The organism is Mesorhizobium ventifaucium (assembly GCF_935822925.1).
GTDB lineage: Bacteria > Pseudomonadota > Alphaproteobacteria > Rhizobiales > Rhizobiaceae > Mesorhizobium > Mesorhizobium ventifaucium.
The window spans coordinates 35,379-50,780 of sequence record NZ_CAKXZS010000044.1; the positions used below are offsets into that span (position 1 = coordinate 35,379).

14 protein-coding genes, 1 tRNA gene and 1 pseudogene are annotated in these 15,402 nt (G+C 62.0%); 8 read left to right on the plus strand and 8 right to left on the minus strand.

Annotated elements, in window-relative coordinates:
- Window positions 1-90 precede the first annotated feature (90 nt).
- From NMG70_RS28295 to tkt, 4 genes are all read right to left on the minus strand, one after another.
- Window positions 91-1,287 (minus strand): phosphoglycerate kinase, encoded by a 1,197-nt coding sequence (locus NMG70_RS28295; RefSeq protein ID WP_254027546.1) that lies wholly within the window; start codon window positions 1,285-1,287, stop codon window positions 91-93.
- 109 nt (window positions 1,288-1,396) lie between these two features.
- Complete coding sequence (locus NMG70_RS28300) at window positions 1,397-3,286, minus strand: potassium/proton antiporter (RefSeq protein ID WP_254027547.1); 1,890 nt, start codon at window positions 3,284-3,286, stop codon at window positions 1,397-1,399.
- A 399-nt stretch (window positions 3,287-3,685) separates the two neighbouring features.
- Entirely contained in the window at window positions 3,686-4,696 is a 1,011-nt protein-coding gene (gap, locus tag NMG70_RS28305; RefSeq protein WP_254019463.1) for a type I glyceraldehyde-3-phosphate dehydrogenase, read from the minus strand.
- A 151-nt stretch (window positions 4,697-4,847) separates the two neighbouring features.
- Window positions 4,848-6,839 (minus strand): transketolase, encoded by a 1,992-nt coding sequence (gene tkt / locus NMG70_RS28310; RefSeq protein WP_254027548.1) that lies wholly within the window; start codon window positions 6,837-6,839, stop codon window positions 4,848-4,850.
- 282 nt (window positions 6,840-7,121) lie between these two features.
- Between tkt and NMG70_RS28315 the strand changes: the two genes are divergently transcribed.
- The 4 genes from NMG70_RS28315 (at window position 7,122) to NMG70_RS28330 (ending at window position 9,663) form a co-directional block, all read left to right on the plus strand.
- Window positions 7,122-7,394: a DUF4164 domain-containing protein gene (locus NMG70_RS28315; protein WP_023797069.1), complete on the plus strand. Its 273-nt coding sequence runs from the start codon at window positions 7,122-7,124 to the stop codon at window positions 7,392-7,394.
- Window positions 7,395-7,405: 11 nt separating this feature from the next.
- Window positions 7,406-7,771, plus strand: a complete 366-nt coding sequence (locus NMG70_RS28320; RefSeq protein ID WP_254027549.1) for a cell division protein ZapA — start codon at window positions 7,406-7,408, stop codon at window positions 7,769-7,771.
- A 210-nt stretch (window positions 7,772-7,981) separates the two neighbouring features.
- Complete coding sequence (locus NMG70_RS28325; RefSeq protein WP_254019460.1) at window positions 7,982-8,641, plus strand: peroxiredoxin; 660 nt, start codon at window positions 7,982-7,984, stop codon at window positions 8,639-8,641.
- Window positions 8,642-8,790: 149 nt separating this feature from the next.
- Entirely contained in the window at window positions 8,791-9,663 is an 873-nt protein-coding gene (locus NMG70_RS28330) for an MBL fold metallo-hydrolase (RefSeq protein WP_254027550.1), read from the plus strand.
- A 113-nt stretch (window positions 9,664-9,776) separates the two neighbouring features.
- Here the strand turns inward: NMG70_RS28330 and NMG70_RS28335 are convergent, their stop codons facing one another.
- Window positions 9,777-10,220: a hypothetical protein gene (locus NMG70_RS28335; protein WP_254027551.1), complete on the minus strand. Its 444-nt coding sequence runs from the start codon at window positions 10,218-10,220 to the stop codon at window positions 9,777-9,779.
- A gap of 279 nt (window positions 10,221-10,499) precedes the next feature.
- On the opposite strand from NMG70_RS28335, the gene NMG70_RS28340 reads away from it, so the two are divergent.
- Entirely contained in the window at window positions 10,500-10,571 is a 72-nt protein-coding gene (locus NMG70_RS28340; RefSeq protein ID WP_254027558.1) for a DUF2274 domain-containing protein, read from the plus strand.
- A 105-nt stretch (window positions 10,572-10,676) separates the two neighbouring features.
- Here NMG70_RS28340 and rpoH read toward each other — a convergent pair whose 3' ends face one another.
- Together rpoH and NMG70_RS28350 are read right to left on the minus strand one after the other, a co-directional pair.
- Complete coding sequence (gene rpoH, locus NMG70_RS28345) at window positions 10,677-11,588, minus strand: RNA polymerase sigma factor RpoH (protein WP_023797074.1); 912 nt, start codon at window positions 11,586-11,588, stop codon at window positions 10,677-10,679.
- Window positions 11,589-11,795: 207 nt separating this feature from the next.
- A complete protein-coding gene (locus tag NMG70_RS28350) occupies window positions 11,796-12,896 on the minus strand; it encodes an RluA family pseudouridine synthase (RefSeq protein ID WP_254027552.1) in 1,101 nt (366 codons plus the stop codon).
- Between the two features lie 26 nt (window positions 12,897-12,922).
- Here NMG70_RS28350 and NMG70_RS28355 point away from each other — a divergent pair, with 26 nt between their 5' ends.
- The 3 genes from NMG70_RS28355 to NMG70_RS28365 all read left to right on the plus strand — a co-directional run bounded on the left by NMG70_RS28355 (window position 12,923) and on the right by NMG70_RS28365 (window position 13,869).
- Entirely contained in the window at window positions 12,923-13,300 is a 378-nt protein-coding gene (locus NMG70_RS28355; RefSeq protein WP_254027553.1) for a fimbrial protein, read from the plus strand.
- Window positions 13,297-13,704: a VOC family protein gene (locus tag NMG70_RS28360; RefSeq protein ID WP_254027554.1), complete on the plus strand. Its 408-nt coding sequence runs from the start codon at window positions 13,297-13,299 to the stop codon at window positions 13,702-13,704. The genes NMG70_RS28355 and NMG70_RS28360 overlap by 4 nt, the downstream gene beginning before the upstream one ends.
- 90 nt (window positions 13,705-13,794) lie before the next feature.
- Window positions 13,795-13,869 (plus strand) — tRNA-Glu (locus tag NMG70_RS28365).
- A gap of 1,149 nt (window positions 13,870-15,018) precedes the next feature.
- On the opposite strand, the pseudogene NMG70_RS28370 reads toward NMG70_RS28365, so the two are convergent.
- Window positions 15,019-15,111 (minus strand): annotated as a pseudogene (locus NMG70_RS28370) (ATP-dependent DNA ligase); the annotation flags it as partial.
- Between the last annotated feature and the right edge of the window lie 291 nt (window positions 15,112-15,402).

Below are 15,402 nucleotides of genomic sequence, written 5' to 3' on the forward strand. Positions count from 1 at the left end.
GCAAGGCAGGTTCAAGTCCAACCATTCCGAGTGGAAAACTCGAATCGATTGAAACGCGCAAACGCCCTCGTTCGCCTGTCGCCCAGGGCCTCAGCGCTTCAGCACATCGACACCGGGCAGCGGCTTGCCTTCCATCCATTCCAGGAAGGCACCGCCGGCGGTCGAGACATAGGTGAAGTCGTCGGCGACGCCGGCATGGTTGAGGGCGGCCACCGTGTCGCCGCCACCTGCCACCGAGATCAATTTGCCGGCCTTGGTGCGGCCCGCGGCGTGCCTGGCCGCCGCCACCGTCGCCCGGTCGAATGGCTCGATCTCGAAGGCGCCGAGCGGGCCGTTCCAGACCAGCGTCGCGGCGCGGTCGATCCAGTCTGCAACGGTCTTCACGGTCTTTTCGCCGACATCGAGGATCATGGCATCGGCCGGCACCTCCGATATGGCGACGGTTTCGCTGGCGGCGCCCGCCTTGAATTCCCTGGCGACGACACCGTCGACCGGCAGGATGACGGCGCAGCCGGCTTCGGCCGCCTCGATCATGATCTGCTTGGCGGTGTTGGCGAGATCATGCTCGCACAGCGATTTTCCGACGGCGGTGCCGCGCGCGGCGAGGAAGGTGTTGGCCATGCCGCCGCCGATGACCAGCGCGTCGACCTTTTTCACCAGATTCATCAGGAGGTCGATCTTGCTCGACACCTTGGCGCCGCCGACGATGGCGACGACGGGGCGGACGGGATTGCCGAGGCCCTTTTCCAGCGCGTCGAGCTCGGCCTGCATGGTACGACCGGCGAAAGCCGGCAACAACTGCGCAAGCCCTTCCGTCGACGAATGGGCGCGGTGGGCGGCGGAAAAGGCATCGTTGACGAAGATGTCGCCATTGGCGGCCAGCTTTTCGGTGAAGGCCGGGTCGTTCTTCTCCTCGGCCTTGTAGAAGCGGGTGTTTTCGAGCAGCAGCACGTCGCCGTTGTTCATGGCGGCGACGGCGCTCGCGGCCTTGTCGCCGATGCAATCCGCCGCGAAGCCGACCGGGCGGCCGAGCACCTCCGCGGCCGCCTTGGCGATCGGCTCAAGCGAGAATTCGGGCGAAGGTCCATCCTTGGGGCGGCCGAAATGGGCAAGCAGGATGACCTTGGCGCCCTTGCCGGAAAGCTCGGCGATGGTCGGCGCGATGCGCTCGATGCGGGTGGCGTCGGTGACCTTGCCGTCGGCGACGGGAACGTTGAGGTCGACGCGTACCAGCACACGCCTGCCGTCGATATTACCAATGTCGTCCAGTGTCTTGAAGCCGGCCATGCTGATCCCTTTCGTAAAAAACGCCGGGACCTTAACCCGCACCAACGACGATGCAAGACCTGCAGTGGTACTACGCAACAGATTTGAGCAGCGCCCGTGTCGGTGGCCGTCAGCCCTCGCCGGTTGCCTTTTCCACCACCGGCCGCCCACCGGGGTCCAAGTCCACCGGGGCCTCGGGATCCAGCTTTTTGGTCCGCTTGCGCCAATTGCGAACAAAGGCAGCGATGCGGTCGGCGATTTCGCCGGCACTCAGGAACACCGGCACCCGCGCCACCGGCGCGGTCGGCTCGAGGGAAAGACCGAGACCGGTGATCCTGCCCTTGTCGTCGACGTCGCGGACGATCAGCTCGATCGGACCAATCAGCACGCGGTCGGCATATTCGGCATGGCCGCCGAGCCGCGCCGTCACCAGGTCGCCGACGGTCAGCTTGCGTTCCTCCTCGGTCAGGCCCGGCGTGTAAGCGGCTTCCAGTTCCGCAGCGGAGCGCGCCGGATCGACGGCGAAGGCGCCGAAGAAGTCCGCATCCTCGGGATCGACCACGGCGCGGCTGGCGAACAGCTTGTCGAGCAGGGCCGGATAGCGATCCGGCACGAAGATGTAGACATGGTCGCCGGCGGCGAGCCTGCCCATGTCCTGGAAGCGCATCGAGCGGCCGTCGCGCAGCACCAGCGAAGGCCGCGCCCAGCGCGGAATGCGCTCGCCGCGCGCCACCGGGCTGCCTGGTGCTACGCGATAGGCGAGTAGTTCGTGATGGGCGGAGCCAGGCAATTCGAGTTCGACCTTGTCCAACGGACCCAGGCGGGCGGGCACGATCAGGCCGAGGCGGCGCGCCAGCGGTCCGACGGTCCATCCCTGGATGACCAGCGATACCAACACCACGATGAAGGCGGTGTTGAAGATGAGGCGGCCATTCTCAAGACCGCCAAGCAGCGGCGTGATGGCCAGCAGGATCGACACGGCGCCACGCAGGCCCACCCATGAGACGAAGGCGACTTCCGGGCGCGGCAGACGAAACGGCATCAGGCAAAGCCAGACGGCGATCGGCCGCGCCACGAATATCAGGAACAGGCCCAGCAGCACCGCCGGCAGCAGGATCGCCGGAAATTGCGAGGGCGTCGCGAACAGGCCGAGGATCAGGAACATGATGATCTGCGCCAGCCACGACATGCCGTCCTGGAAGCGCTTGAGGATTGTGACGGCGCGGATGTCGGAATTGCCGGCAACGAGGCCGGCGAGATAGACCGCCAGAAAGCCGGAGCCGCCAATGGCGCCGGCGGCGGCGAACACCATCAGCGACAGCGTCAGCACGAAGATCGGCAGCAGCCCGTGGTCGAGATTGAGCCGTTCGACGAGACGAACGATGGCGAGGCCGCCGAAAATGCCGACGATGGCGCCAAGCCCCATGTTGAGAAGGAAGCCGAGAACCAGGTCGGTAACCAGCACCCTGGCCTCGGGGCTGGCGTTGGCGGCGATGATCTCGACCAGGCTTATGGTCAGGAAGATGGCGATCGGGTCATTGGTGCCGGATTCCACCTCGAGCGTGGAACGCACGCGTTCGCGCAAATTGATCTCGCCGGCGCGCAACAGGAAGAACACCGCTGCGGCGTCGGTCGAGGCGACAGCGGCCCCGAGCAGGAAGGATTCCAGCCAGCTGAGATCGAGCAGATAATGGGCGACGCCGCCGAACAGTCCAGTGGTCAAAAGGACGCCGATGGTCGCCAGCGACAGCGCCGGTCCGGCCGCCTGGCGCAAGGCGTTGAGCGGCGTGCCGAAACCGGAATCGAACAGGATGACCGCCAGCGCCAGTGAGCCGGCAAAATAAGCCAGCCGCGCATTGTCGAACTGGATGCCGAGGCCGTCGGTTCCAGTGGCCAGGCCAATGCAGAGAAACAGCAGCAAGAGGGGCGCGCCGAAGCGGAAGGCGATCAGGCTCGAAAACGCGGCGGCGACGACGAGTGCGGCGCCGACCAGCGTCACGAGATAGATCGCATGCTCCATCCGCCAATTGCCCCTCGAAATTCGTGTTCCTCTCGCTTTACGGGAGAGTGAGGCGAAGACATGACCGGTGCAAGGCGTGAGGGTGGTTTTTTGCGCTATGCCGCTCCAACTTCGTCATCCTGGGGTCTGCGCCGCGTCGCTTCGCTCCTTGCTCCGCTCCCGGATGTCGAAGCGCGATGGTCGTTCAGGCCACTCTCCCAAGACATGCGATCTCACGATACAAGGCCGCGAGCGAACGGCTAGAGCGGTTCATCGTTCCACGGAAACGCCGAACCGCTCTATCTCCTTGTTTTTGCGCAATTCCGGACGGAAAACCGTTTCACACTTTTCCTGGAATTGCTCAAAAAAAACGCCCGGACAGGCCGGGCGTTTTCAAGTCGCAAGAAGATGGTTATGCGGTCAGGCGATGGTCTTGCCGAAGGCGACTGCGGTGTCGGCCATGCGGTTGGAAAAACCCCATTCATTGTCGTACCAGGACAGCACCGAAACGAAATTGCCGTCCATGACCTTGGTCTGGTCGAGCGCCATGATCGAGGAATGCGGATCGTGGTTGAAGTCGATCGATACGTTCGGATGACGGGTGACGGCGAGAACGCCCTTCAGCTTGCCGTTGGAGGCGGCGATCACCGCCTCGTTGATTTCCTGCACCGTGGTCGAACGCTTGGCGATGAACTTGAAATCGACGACCGAGACGTTCGGGGTCGGCACGCGGATGGAGATGCCGTCGAGCTTGCCCTTGAGGTCGGGCAGCACCAGGCCGATCGCCTTGGCCGCGCCGGTCGAGGTCGGGATCTGCGACAGCGCCGCGGCGCGGGCGCGGTAGAGATCCTTGTGCATGGTGTCGAGCGTCGGCTGGTCGCCGGTGTAGGAGTGGATCGTCGTCATCATGCCCTTCTCGATGCCGACGGCCTCATGCAGCACGGCTGCCAGCGGTGCCAGGCAGTTGGTGGTGCAGGAGGCATTCGAGATGACGATATGGTCCTTGGTCAGCTTGTCATGGTTGATGCCATAGACGACGGTGAGGTCAGCGCCCTCGGCCGGCGCCGAGACGAGGACGCGCTTGGCGCCGGCGGTCAGGTGCGCAGCCGCCTTGTCGCGGGCGGTGAAGATGCCGGTGCATTCGAGCGCGATATCGATGCCGAGATCCTTCCACGGCAGCTGCGTCGGGTCCTTGATCGCGGTGACCTTGAATTTTTCGGTGCCGACGGTGATCTGGTCACCGTCGACCGTCACTTCATGCGGGAAGCGGCCATGCACGCTGTCGTAGCGCAGCAGATGCGCATTGGTCTCGACCGGGCCGAGGTCGTTGACGGCGACGACATCGATGTCCTTGCGGCCGGATTCGTGGATGGCGCGCAGGATGTTGCGGCCGATGCGGCCGAATCCGTTGATGGCAACTCTGACGGTCATTTTTCTCTCCCTGGGAGTTGGAGGCCGAAGATCAAGTCCGCAGCTTCATAACGGCGGGCTGGCAAAGAATCCAGCCGTCGACGGGTTGGATTTAAGTCCACCAGACGAGGCTGCCCGCAAAACCGCTATGCGTCTTCGCGGGCGTCTGGCTTTACTCGCCGTGCAGGCGGGCTTCCGCCGCCTTCACCGTCGCTTCGGCGGTAATGCCAAAATGCGGATAGAGCTGTTCGATCGTGCCGGAGGCGCCGAAGCCGGTCATGCCGATGAAGATGCCGTCGGTGCCGATGAAATGATCCCAGCCCTGGCGGATGCCGGCTTCGATGGCGATCTTGATCGGCGCGTTGCCGATCGTCTTCTTGCGGTAATCGGCGCTCTGCTTGTCGAACAATTCGAAGCAGGGCACAGAGACAACGCGGGTGGGATGGCCGTGCTTTTCCAGCGCCTCGCGCGCCGCCAGTGCAATCTCGACCTCGGAGCCCGAAGCGAAGATCGTTACCGCCGCATCGCCACTGGCGGCGGCCAGCTGATAGGCGCCCTGGCGGCTGAGATTTTCCGCAACGAAGTCGTTGCGCACCGTCGGCAGGTTCTGCCGGGTCAGCGCCAGCGTCGAAGGCGTCTTTTCCTGCTCGAGGGCCAGTTGCCAGCATTCGGCGGTCTCGACCGCGTCCGCCGGGCGGAAGACATTGTGGTTCGGAATGGCGCGCAGTGCGGCCAGATGCTCGACCGGCTGATGGGTCGGGCCGTCTTCGCCGAGGCCGATGGAATCGTGCGTCATGACGAAGATCGAGCGGATGCCCATCAGCGAGGCGAGCCGCATCGACGGACGGGCGTAGTCGGAAAAGCACATGAAGGTGCCGCCATAGGCGATGAGGCCGCCATGCAGCGTCAGTCCGTTGAGTGCGGCGGCCATGCCGTGCTCGCGGACGCCGTAGTGAACGTAGCGCTGGCCGTAATCGTCTGATGTGATGTTCTTGGTCTGGCTGGTCTTGGTGTTGTTGGAGCCGGTCAGGTCGGCCGAGCCGCCGATGGTTTCCGGCACGGCGCCGTTGATGATTTCGAGCGCCATTTCCGACGATTTGCGGGTGGCGACCTTCGGTTTGTCTGCGGCGAGCTTCTTCTTGTAGTCGGTGATGACGGCGTCGAAATTAGCCGGCAGCGTGCCGCTGATGCGGCGCTCGAATTCGCTGCGCAATTGGGCGTCGGCCTTGGCAAGGCGTCCTTCCCAGTCGGCGCGTGCCTTGACGCCGGTCTTGCCGGCGTCGCGCCACGCATCGAGGATGTCGGCAGGAACTTCGAAGGGCGGATAGTCCCAGCTGAAGAATTTTCTCGCGCCGGCGATTTCCGCGGCGCCGAGCGGCGAACCGTGCGCCTTGTTGGTGCCGGCCTTGGTCGGCGCTCCGAAGCCGATCGTCGTCTTGCAGGCGATCATCGTCGGTTTGTCGGAATGGCGGGCCGCCTCGATGGCATAGGCGATCGCTTCCGGATCCTGGCCGTCGATGTGGCTGGCGTTCCAGCCGGACGCCTGGAAGCGGGCGACCTGATCGGTGTTGTCGGCCAGCGAAACCGGGCCGTCGATCGAGATGTTGTTGTTGTCCCAAAACACGATCAGCTTGTTCAGCTTGAGATGTCCGGCAAGCGCGATGGCTTCCTGGGAAACGCCCTCCATCAGGCAGCCGTCACCGGCCAGAACATAGGTGTAGTGGTCGACGAGGTCGTTGCCGAAGGCGGCATTCATGATGCGCTCGCCGAGCGCGAAACCGACCGAATTGGCAAGGCCCTGGCCGAGCGGGCCGGTGGTCGTCTCGATGCCGGCGGCATGGCCATATTCGGGATGGCCCGCCGTCCTCGATCCGACCTGGCGGAAATGCTTGATCTGGTCGAGGGTGATGTCCTCATAGCCGGTCAGATAGAGCAGCGAATAGAGCAGCATCGAACCGTGGCCGGCCGACAGGATGAAGCGGTCGCGATCGGGCCAATGCGGGTTCTTCGCGTCGTATTTCAGGAAACGCGTGAACAGCACCGTGGCAATGTCGGCGCAGCCCATGGGCAGGCCGGGGTGGCCGGACTGGGCCTTCTCGACGGCGTCCATGGAAAGAAAACGGATCGCATTGGCCATCCGGTCATGTTGTTCGCGCGAGGTCATGCTTCCTCCAGTGTCGGGGTTCGGGGCCTTGGGAGAGCCTGGAAAGGGGTGCGCGACACATAGCAGGCGCGGCTTTTTAGTCAACAAACCGGCGCGCTTTTGCCGATCTTGTTAGTCAGTAAACCGGCGCCTTTGAAGGGCTTTGGTGGCCTAAATTAGCGTTAGCAGGGGACAGTCGCGAGAGCTTTATTGACGTTGGCTTCACACGGCGCGTAATGTTTCAGACATAACGCGTTCTGAACGTGGATGATTCGGTGATGGGCAGGGCGCAGGACGAAAGCCATGACCGGGGAAACGACACTCAAGGAAGTCATCGCCAGGCTGGGTAAGGCCATCGAGGGGCTGGAAAATGCCGTCGCGGCCAAGCTCGAGCACGAGCGCGACTATACGGAAGCCGAGGCGGAGGTGCAGCGCATGAACGCCGACCGCTCGCGGCTGGCGCAGGAACTCGACAATTCCGAGGCGCGCGCCGAACGGCTGGAAGACGCCAACAAGGAAGTGTCGCGTCGGCTGGTGACCGCCATGGAAACCATCCGCGCCGTGTTGGACAGATAGGGGCTGGCCCAATGGCACAAGTCACGGTTTCCATCGATGGCAAGCAGTATCGCATGGCTTGCGACGAGGGCCAGGAAGAGCATCTGATCGACCTTGCCGAGCGCTTCGACCGCTATGTCTCGCATCTGAAAGACTCATTCGGCGAAATCGGCGATCAGCGGCTGACCGTAATGGCCGGCATCATGGTCATGGACGAGCTTTCGGAACTGCAAAAACGCGTCAAGGGCATGGAAAGCGAAGTGCTGACGCTGCGCAAGACGCGTGACGACGCGCTGACCAAGGCCGACAAGAACGATACCGTGCTGACCCATGCGCTTGGCGCGCTCGCCCAGCGCATGGAAGATCTGGCGACGACGCTGACGGTAAACAAGGCCTAGACTTCCACTGCTGTCGTGCGCAAACGCCCCATCGCGCCGACATCAATGGGCGGGAATGCTGCTTTTCACGACAAAAGGCGAAAAAGTTTTCGCCGCCGGCCCCGGTGCCGGTGCAACAGGCATTTGAAGGATGACGCCGCAGTGGTAAAAGGCAGAAGCAGGGCCGGCGGATGGTCAATGCCGGCTGCAACCACAGGGTAGGGACGCGTCATGAGCCTTCGTATCAATGACACCGCGCCGGATTTCACGGCCGAGACCACGCAAGGGACGATCAACTTCCACGAATGGATCGGTGACGGCTGGGCTGTGCTTTTCAGCCATCCGAAGAATTTCACGCCGGTCTGCACGACCGAGCTCGGCACAATGGCCGGGCTGGAAGGCGAGTTCAAGAAGCGCAACGTCAAGATCATCGGCATTTCCGTCGATCCGGTCGAAAGCCATGGCAAATGGCAGGATGATATCAAGAAGGCGACCGGCCAATCGGTGAACTACCCACTGATCGGCGACAAGGACCTCAAGGTCGCGAAGCTTTACGAGATGCTGCCGGCGGGCGCCGGCGAAACCTCTGAAGGGCGCACACCCGCCGACAACGCGACGGTGCGTTCAGTTTACGTCATCGGCCCCGACAAGAAGATCAAGCTGGTTCTCACCTATCCGATGACGACCGGGCGTAACTTCGATGAGATCCTGCGTGCGATCGATTCCATACAGTTGACAGCCAAGCACCAGGTGGCGACGCCGGCGAACTGGAAGCAGGGCGAGGACGTCATCATCACCGCCGCCGTTTCCAACGAGGATGCGGTCAAGCGGTTCGGCGCCTACGAGACGATCCTGCCGTATCTGCGGAAGACCAAGCAGCCCTCCGCCTGAGCGGCCAGGGCGGCACGGAAGGATTTTCGGCCTTTTGCCTTGGTGAAGCATGCGGTGCTTGACGGCGTGGCGCTGGCGAACGACCATGCTCTTCTTTTGCCCCGGCAGGGAAAAACATTCCTGCCGGGTGGGAGTTGAGGGAGCCGGGATTGGACGCATCATCGGCCAAGCTGCAGGTGGCAGGCTTTTACGACAAGCCGAGCGGGTCCATCCAGTATGTCGTTGCCGACCCGCAGACGCGACGATGCGCAATCATCGATCCGGTCCTGGATTTCGACGAGAAGTCCGGCGCCACTGCGACGAAAAATGCCGACGCCCTGCTCGACTTCATTAGGGATCAACGGCTGGTTGTCGAATGGATCCTCGACACCCACCCGCACGCCGACCATTTCTCCGCGGCGCACTACCTCCGCGCGAAGACCGGGGCGCCGACGGCGATTGGCGATAAGATTATCGATGTCCAGAAACTGTGGAAGGCAATCTACAACTGGCCGGGTTTTCCTGCCGACGGATCCCAGTGGAACAGGCTGTTTGCCGACGGCGAGACCTTTTCGGTCGGCGGCATTCCGGCAAAGGTGCTTTTTTCGCCGGGCCATACGCTGGCCTCGATCACCTATGTGATCGGCGACGCCGCTTTCATCCACGATACGCTGTTCATGCCGGACAGCGGCACGGCGAGAGCGGACTTTCCCGGCGGCAGTGCCGCGCAACTCTGGCGATCGATCCAAAATATCCTCGCGCTACCGGAGGAGACACGTCTGTTCGTCGGTCATGACTACCAGACAGAGGGGCGCGAGCCCTTGTGGGAGAGCACTGTCGCGGAACAAAAATCCAGGAACACACATATTGCCGCCTGTAGGACGGAGGCCGATTTCGTAGCGTTGCGCGAGGCGCGCGACAGAACGCTGCCGATGCCGAGGCTGATCCTGCACGCGCTGCAGGTCAACATGAATGGCGGGCGCTTGCCGGAACCGGAATCCAACGGCCGCCGCTATTTGAAATTTCCGCTGGATTGCCTTTGAAGGGTCGTTGGCAATTCCAGGAAGTCAGCGCCGCCCCTCTTTGTCCTGTCACGATACGGGGACAAGGTGGCGGCAGCGGATGAGGGGCAGCGCAGACGCCAGCTAGTCTGGCTTCAGGGTTTTGTTCGGCGGGCTAGATGTTCATACTTGATTTGCCAAGGGTCGCTCTCGGATGGTCTTTCCTCGCCGATCCAATGGAAGCTGTTGGCAGTGATCTCGGTGAAACGCCATCGAGTTTTCAGGCCGCGCGAGTCAGTGCCGAGCTGGACAATGTCCTTACCCTCGGCCCGCCCGATCTGGCGCGAGTGATCTCGGTTGAGCGGGTCGTTCCATATGAGGTGCCAGCCATCGATCCCAGGATCGAAGATGCGCAAAGTCGTGCCATACATCGTGGACGGCGCAGGGCGCTTGGGCCTGATCCAGACGTCCTGAATCGCGCGGCCTTCGAGCACCCAGCCAAAATGGCATTCTCCATTCCACTTCTGGATTGTGCCGTCGTCGAGATAGTGGACCGTGTCCATTTCCCAGCTTCCAATTAGCCATCCATACAGGTCCATGTCTTTCGCTCGGTCGGCCGGAGGACCCTCGGATCCGAGAGCGGTGAGAAACGGAGAAATCGTCATCGTCAGACTGCCTCTGGTTTCCAAATAGACGAGCTCAACTGCCCAGCGCAGCCGCGGCGGCCCATTGTCACGGCCGCATGCCGCAAGCGCCGCCTTGTGGAATTTCGCGACGGAAGCCCATGTCGGCGCCGGAACAATTTGCAGCGTTGCGGTTTCCAGGGCTTGGGGAAAATTGCTATAATGCCCCTAGAGCCGGCCAGGCTGATCACACCGATGGTTGAGCGATTTATGGCGACGGTTCGGGCGTTTTCGCGAAGGCGCGGCGGAACCGGCAACCCTAGCTAGAATATGGCACCAAGGGCCAGTTCTCCCGGCAGTCGGAGGACCTATAAAATTAAGGCGGCGCCAGTTACCTGACACCGCCGTTTTCATTATTTCCGTCGGAAGGCTTTACGCCGCCGGCTGCGCCTCGATGGTGCGCAACGCCTGCATCTGGCGCTTGGCTGCGGCCTTGACCGCGTCCTGCACCTTCTCGAAGGCGCGCACCTCGATCTGGCGCACGCGCTCGCGGCTGATGTCGAACTCGGCCGACAGCTCTTCCAGCGTCAGCGGCTCCTCGGCCAGGCGGCGCGCCTCGAAGATGCGCCGCTCGCGCTCGTTGAGCACGGCAAGAGCGCCGGACAGCATGCCGCGCCGGTTTTCCAGTTCGTCCTGCTCGATCAGCGCCTCTTCCTGGCTTTCGTGGTCGTCGACCAGCCAGTCCTGCCACTCACCGGACTCACCTTCGCTCGCCCGGATCGGCGCGTTGAGCGAGGCATCGCCCGACAGGCGGCGGTTCATCGACACCACTTCCGCTTCCGACACGTTGAGGCGGGTGGCGATCTCGGCGATCTGCTCGGGCTTCAAGTCGCCGTCGTCGAGCGCCTGGATCTTGCCCTTCACCTTGCGCAGGTTGAAGAACAGGCGCTTCTGGTTGGCGGTGGTGCCCATCTTGACCAGGCTCCACGAGCGCAGGATGTATTCCTGGATCGAGGCCTTGATCCACCACATGGCGTAGGTGGCGAGCCGGAAGCCGCGCTCCGGTTCGAATTTCTTCACGGCCTGCATCAGGCCGACATTGCCTTCCGAGATCACCTCGCCGATCGGCAGGCCGTAGCCGCGATAGCCCATGGCGATCTTGGCGACGAGCCGAAGGTGGCTGGTGACGAGCTTGTGCGCAGCCGTGGTGTCCTCATGCTCAGCGTAACGCTTGGCGAGCATGTACTCTTCCTGCGGCTGAAGCATCGGAAAGCGACGGATTTCTTCCAGGTAGCGGCTGAGGCCGCCTTCGCCGGAAACGATACTGGGTAGTGACTGGGCCATGATAGCGCCCCTCTCTCTTGGAGTGGTGCCCCCTAAACGCGGCGGGCATACATCACGAACGCCAAAGGCTCGTTCGCGACAGCGGATCTATACAGGAACAAAACCAGAAAGGACAGCATTTGGTTCAACACGAAACAGTGTGTCACGCCAAAGTGAACAACGAGGGTCAGGTTTTTGCCGATCTGGTTTTGAATGGATGAAGCCGGTTCAGAGTCTGCGGAAGCCGTCCACGAGTTCCTCCATGTCCCTCGGTAGCGGTGCCTCGAACCTCATCGGTAAATGGGTAGTCGGATGCCGAAATTCAAGCAGGCGGGCATGCAATGCCTGTCGCGGAAAAGCCTTCACCTGGCCTTTCAGCGGCTCGGGCAGCCGGTTCGCCTTGGTGCGAAAGGCGTGGCCGTAATCGGGATCGCCGACGACCGGATGGCCGATATGAGCCATGTGGACGCGGATCTGATGGGTGCGGCCGGTCTCGAGCCGGCATTCGACCAGGCTCGCCGTGGCAAACTCCTTTTGCTGCTCGCCAAAGCGCTCGACCACGGTGAAATGGGTGATGGCGTGGCGGGCATCGTCACGGCCCTCCGGCACCACGGCACGGCGCACGCGGTCGGCGGCGCGACCGAGCGGCTCGTCGACCGTGCCTGTCGGTCTCATCGGAATGCCCCAGACCAGCGCCAGATAGGCGCGTTTGAGATCGCCGGTCAGGCCATGGTCGGCAAAGGCCTCCGACAATGATTTGTGGGCGCGGTTGGTCTTGGCGACGACCATGACGCCGCTGGTCTCCTTGTCCAGGCGGTGGACGATGCCCGGCCGCCGCACACCGCCGATGCCGGAAAGACTGTCGCCGCAATGGTGGATCAGCGCATTGACCAGCGTGCCGGTCCAGTTGCCGGCGCCGGGATGGACGACCAGCCCCGGCGGCTTGTCGATGACGATCAAGTCATCGTCTTCATAGAGGACGTCGAGCGGGATGTTCTCGCCTTGCGGCTCCGCCGGCTCCGGCTCCGGCATGTCGACCGATACGCGTTCACCGGCCGTCATCTTGCGTTTGGTCTCGATGACCAACTGGCCGCCGATCTTGACGGCGCCCTGTCTGATCAGCATCTGCACCCGGCTGCGCGACATGTCCGGGCCGAGCTTGCCCGCCAGCCATTGGTCGAGCCGCTGGCCGGCCGCATCGGGGCCTGCTTCCAGTACTATTGATCCCCCGTCTGGCGATCCCTCCTCTGGCGATCCAGTGTCTGGCGATCGGCCCGTACTCGATCCATCCTCTATCAATATCGGGGTCTCTTCGTTATGAGCGCTCATCGAAAATCGTTCCGGAATGTTTTGCCATGGCTGCTGCCGATGAAGACGAGGAAAAGCCGCTCGACCCCGAAGTCGAAAAGGTGCGCAAGAAGCTCGTCCGCTTCGTCGCCATCAATCTCGGCCTGCTGTTCCTCGCCCTTATGGTGGTGATTGCAGCCCTTGTCTACAAAACGCGCACCGCGCCACCGGCAGCCCCATCCCTTGCCGGCAACATCCAGGTGCCATCAGGCGAGCCGCTGACCGGCGACATCGTGCTGCCTGTCGGCGCCAGGGTCATCAGCCAGTCGCTTTCCGGCAACCGCGTCGCCATCGATGCGGAGCTTGCCGACGGCAGCCGCGCAATTTTTGTCTACGACATCACTGAGCGCCGCATCATCGGCCGCTTTTCGATCCGCAACAAATGATTGGTTTCGCCGAAAATCGCCGCGTCGCCACCGTCGCGCTTGTCGTCGCCAATTACGACGAGGCGATCTCCTGGTATGTAGACAGGCTGGGCTTTTTGCTCATCGAGGACGTCGATCTCGGCGGCGGCAAACGCTGGGTCACGGTGGCGCCGGCGAATGGACAAGGCGCGCGGCTGCTGCTGGCCGAAGCGTCGGACGATATGCAAGCAAGCCGCATCGGCAACCAGACCGGCGGCCGCGTCTTTTTGTTCCTCGAAACCGACGATTTTGTCCGCGACCATGCGGCAATGCTCGCAAAGGGCGTCGAATTCCGTGAGGCGCCCCGCATTGAGCCCTATGGCACTGTGGCGGTTTTCGCCGATCTCCACGGAAATCTCTGGGACTTGATCGAGCCAAAGCGATAGGCCTGCAACGGAAATTTTCCCGGTGTGATCGACTGTCCGAAGGCCAGTTGCTTTTTCTCAGCCGTCAGCCTATATCGCCGGTTCTTGAACGCGCCCATCGTCTAGCGGTCAGGACACCGCCCTCTCACGGCGGGAACAGGGGTTCGATTCCCCTTGGGCGTACCAGCAAAATCAAGCACTTAAGCCTACCCGGCCTGATTTCATCGAATATTCACCGAATAAACCCCAGCGAATTTCAGCGAACAGATTCGGCGTGACCCGGAACCCGCCTTGTTGCTTTCCAAGGGTTTCCTGCGAGTATCGGCAGGTCCACGCGACATGGACGCATGGGGGGCGGAGGGGAAATGTTGGGGGGCGCGCGCCGGTTTATATTTGGGCTGATGTTCGTGGTGAACATCGGGCTGGCCCTTTGTCTGGCCTATCTCTTCATAGGGCGTGGGTATTTCGTCGTATCTGGCTTCACGTCGGTCGAAGTTGTGACGATCGTCCTGGTCGCGCTTGGCGTGCTCCTGACTGCGCGTCGAGGATGCTGGCGGTCACTGAGCGTCGGGTCCGCTGTCGACGGCTCCAAAAACGCGAACGTTGCGCAGCTGGACACTTCCGAGAGACAGCGGACTCAAACTCGGGCCAAGAGGGGACAAGGCCCTTTATGATCCCTATGCGGGGATCAGGATTATAACACTGGGCGGGTACAAAACGTTCCGTCGGCTGAAAAAATATTATCCGGCCGCTGATGATCTGCTTAAGCAGGGTGATTTTAGCCGCATCCGCCCGGACACAGCTTCGACCTGCTCTGACTGGGAGAGGCTCGGTTTGCCGCTCCCCGTCCGATTTGACTCGCTAATACGCTAACAAAGCGTACAGAAGGCATGTCGCTGACCAACTGAACGGGCGTTGGCGCTTGGAAGAGTCGATCACGCTTTCGCCCCACAAGGGATAAAGCGATGTCATTCGACGATCATCTAGACTCCGAGCAACTCGCAACGCTGGCAAGGGTTCTCAACGACTATTGCACAGAGGCAGGAATTCCCAAAGGCCATCCAGCCAGAGAGCACTTTGGGCGGAGCCTCATAAGCCTGTTTCGATCCGGGATAGATCAGCCAGATGATCTGAAATCCAAAATGAACGCTGGCTATGAGGATTGGCTGGGTGAGATCGGCGCTACCGGTCCTTTCATACCGCCCAAACTATCGTCCGAAGACCGTCTCGTAGGTGACAGTATCTTGCCAGGATCGGATCGCAGAGGCAGACCAGCGGTCGCGAAAACACAACGAGCTGTGAGTCCGCCTACGGCTGGGTAGCGCCCAAACCGGCGTCGATGATGATCTGGGAGCGGTAGCCGTCGAATTTGGCTTCATGCATCCAGTCATCGCCTTGGGGCGGCTTTGCTACCAAGGTGGGCATCATCGGAGGAATGAACTCTAGCCGTCCAGCGGCGCCGGCACATACTCGTTTACGCACCGATTCGACTCTAGGTCCGTGCAATCTGGCGGCTAGGGGAACGGATCATGATCGTTTTACTAAATTAGCAATGATGCATGAAATCGCCTATAATTCGCTCCAGCCGGCGAGTGCGAGCTCTCACGAGCCGGTTAGGCCTGGCGGCCGAAGGCTGTCGGGCCATTCACAGACCACTGTAAATTGGTAGCGAAAAGATAAATAACTCCGTGTTGGTCAAATATTGATACGACACGAGTA

What these genes read in the sequence shown, in the direction of transcription:
- tkt (WP_254027548.1), bottom strand. Translation starts at nt 6,839, where the DNA reads ATGACCTCGCGCGAACAACATGACCGGATGGCCAATGCGATCCGTTTT.
- NMG70_RS28320 (WP_254027549.1), top strand. Translation starts at nt 7,406, where the DNA reads ATGGCACAAGTCACGGTTTCCATCGATGGCAAGCAGTATCGCATGGCT.
- NMG70_RS28315 (WP_023797069.1), top strand. Translation starts at nt 7,122, where the DNA reads ATGACCGGGGAAACGACACTCAAGGAAGTCATCGCCAGGCTGGGTAAG.
- NMG70_RS28325 (WP_254019460.1), top strand. Translation starts at nt 7,982, where the DNA reads ATGAGCCTTCGTATCAATGACACCGCGCCGGATTTCACGGCCGAGACC.
- NMG70_RS28295 (WP_254027546.1), bottom strand. Translation starts at nt 1,287, where the DNA reads ATGGCCGGCTTCAAGACACTGGACGACATTGGTAATATCGACGGCAGG.
- NMG70_RS28300 (WP_254027547.1), bottom strand. Translation starts at nt 3,286, where the DNA reads ATGGAGCATGCGATCTATCTCGTGACGCTGGTCGGCGCCGCACTCGTC.
- NMG70_RS28350 (WP_254027552.1), bottom strand. Translation starts at nt 12,896, where the DNA reads ATGAGCGCTCATAACGAAGAGACCCCGATATTGATAGAGGATGGATCG.
- NMG70_RS28355 (WP_254027553.1), top strand. Translation starts at nt 12,923, where the DNA reads ATGGCTGCTGCCGATGAAGACGAGGAAAAGCCGCTCGACCCCGAAGTC.
- gap (WP_254019463.1), bottom strand. Translation starts at nt 4,696, where the DNA reads ATGACCGTCAGAGTTGCCATCAACGGATTCGGCCGCATCGGCCGCAAC.
- NMG70_RS28335 (WP_254027551.1), bottom strand. Translation starts at nt 10,220, where the DNA reads ATGGACCTGTATGGATGGCTAATTGGAAGCTGGGAAATGGACACGGTC.
- rpoH (WP_023797074.1), bottom strand. Translation starts at nt 11,588, where the DNA reads ATGGCCCAGTCACTACCCAGTATCGTTTCCGGCGAAGGCGGCCTCAGC.
- NMG70_RS28360 (WP_254027554.1), top strand. Translation starts at nt 13,297, where the DNA reads ATGATTGGTTTCGCCGAAAATCGCCGCGTCGCCACCGTCGCGCTTGTC.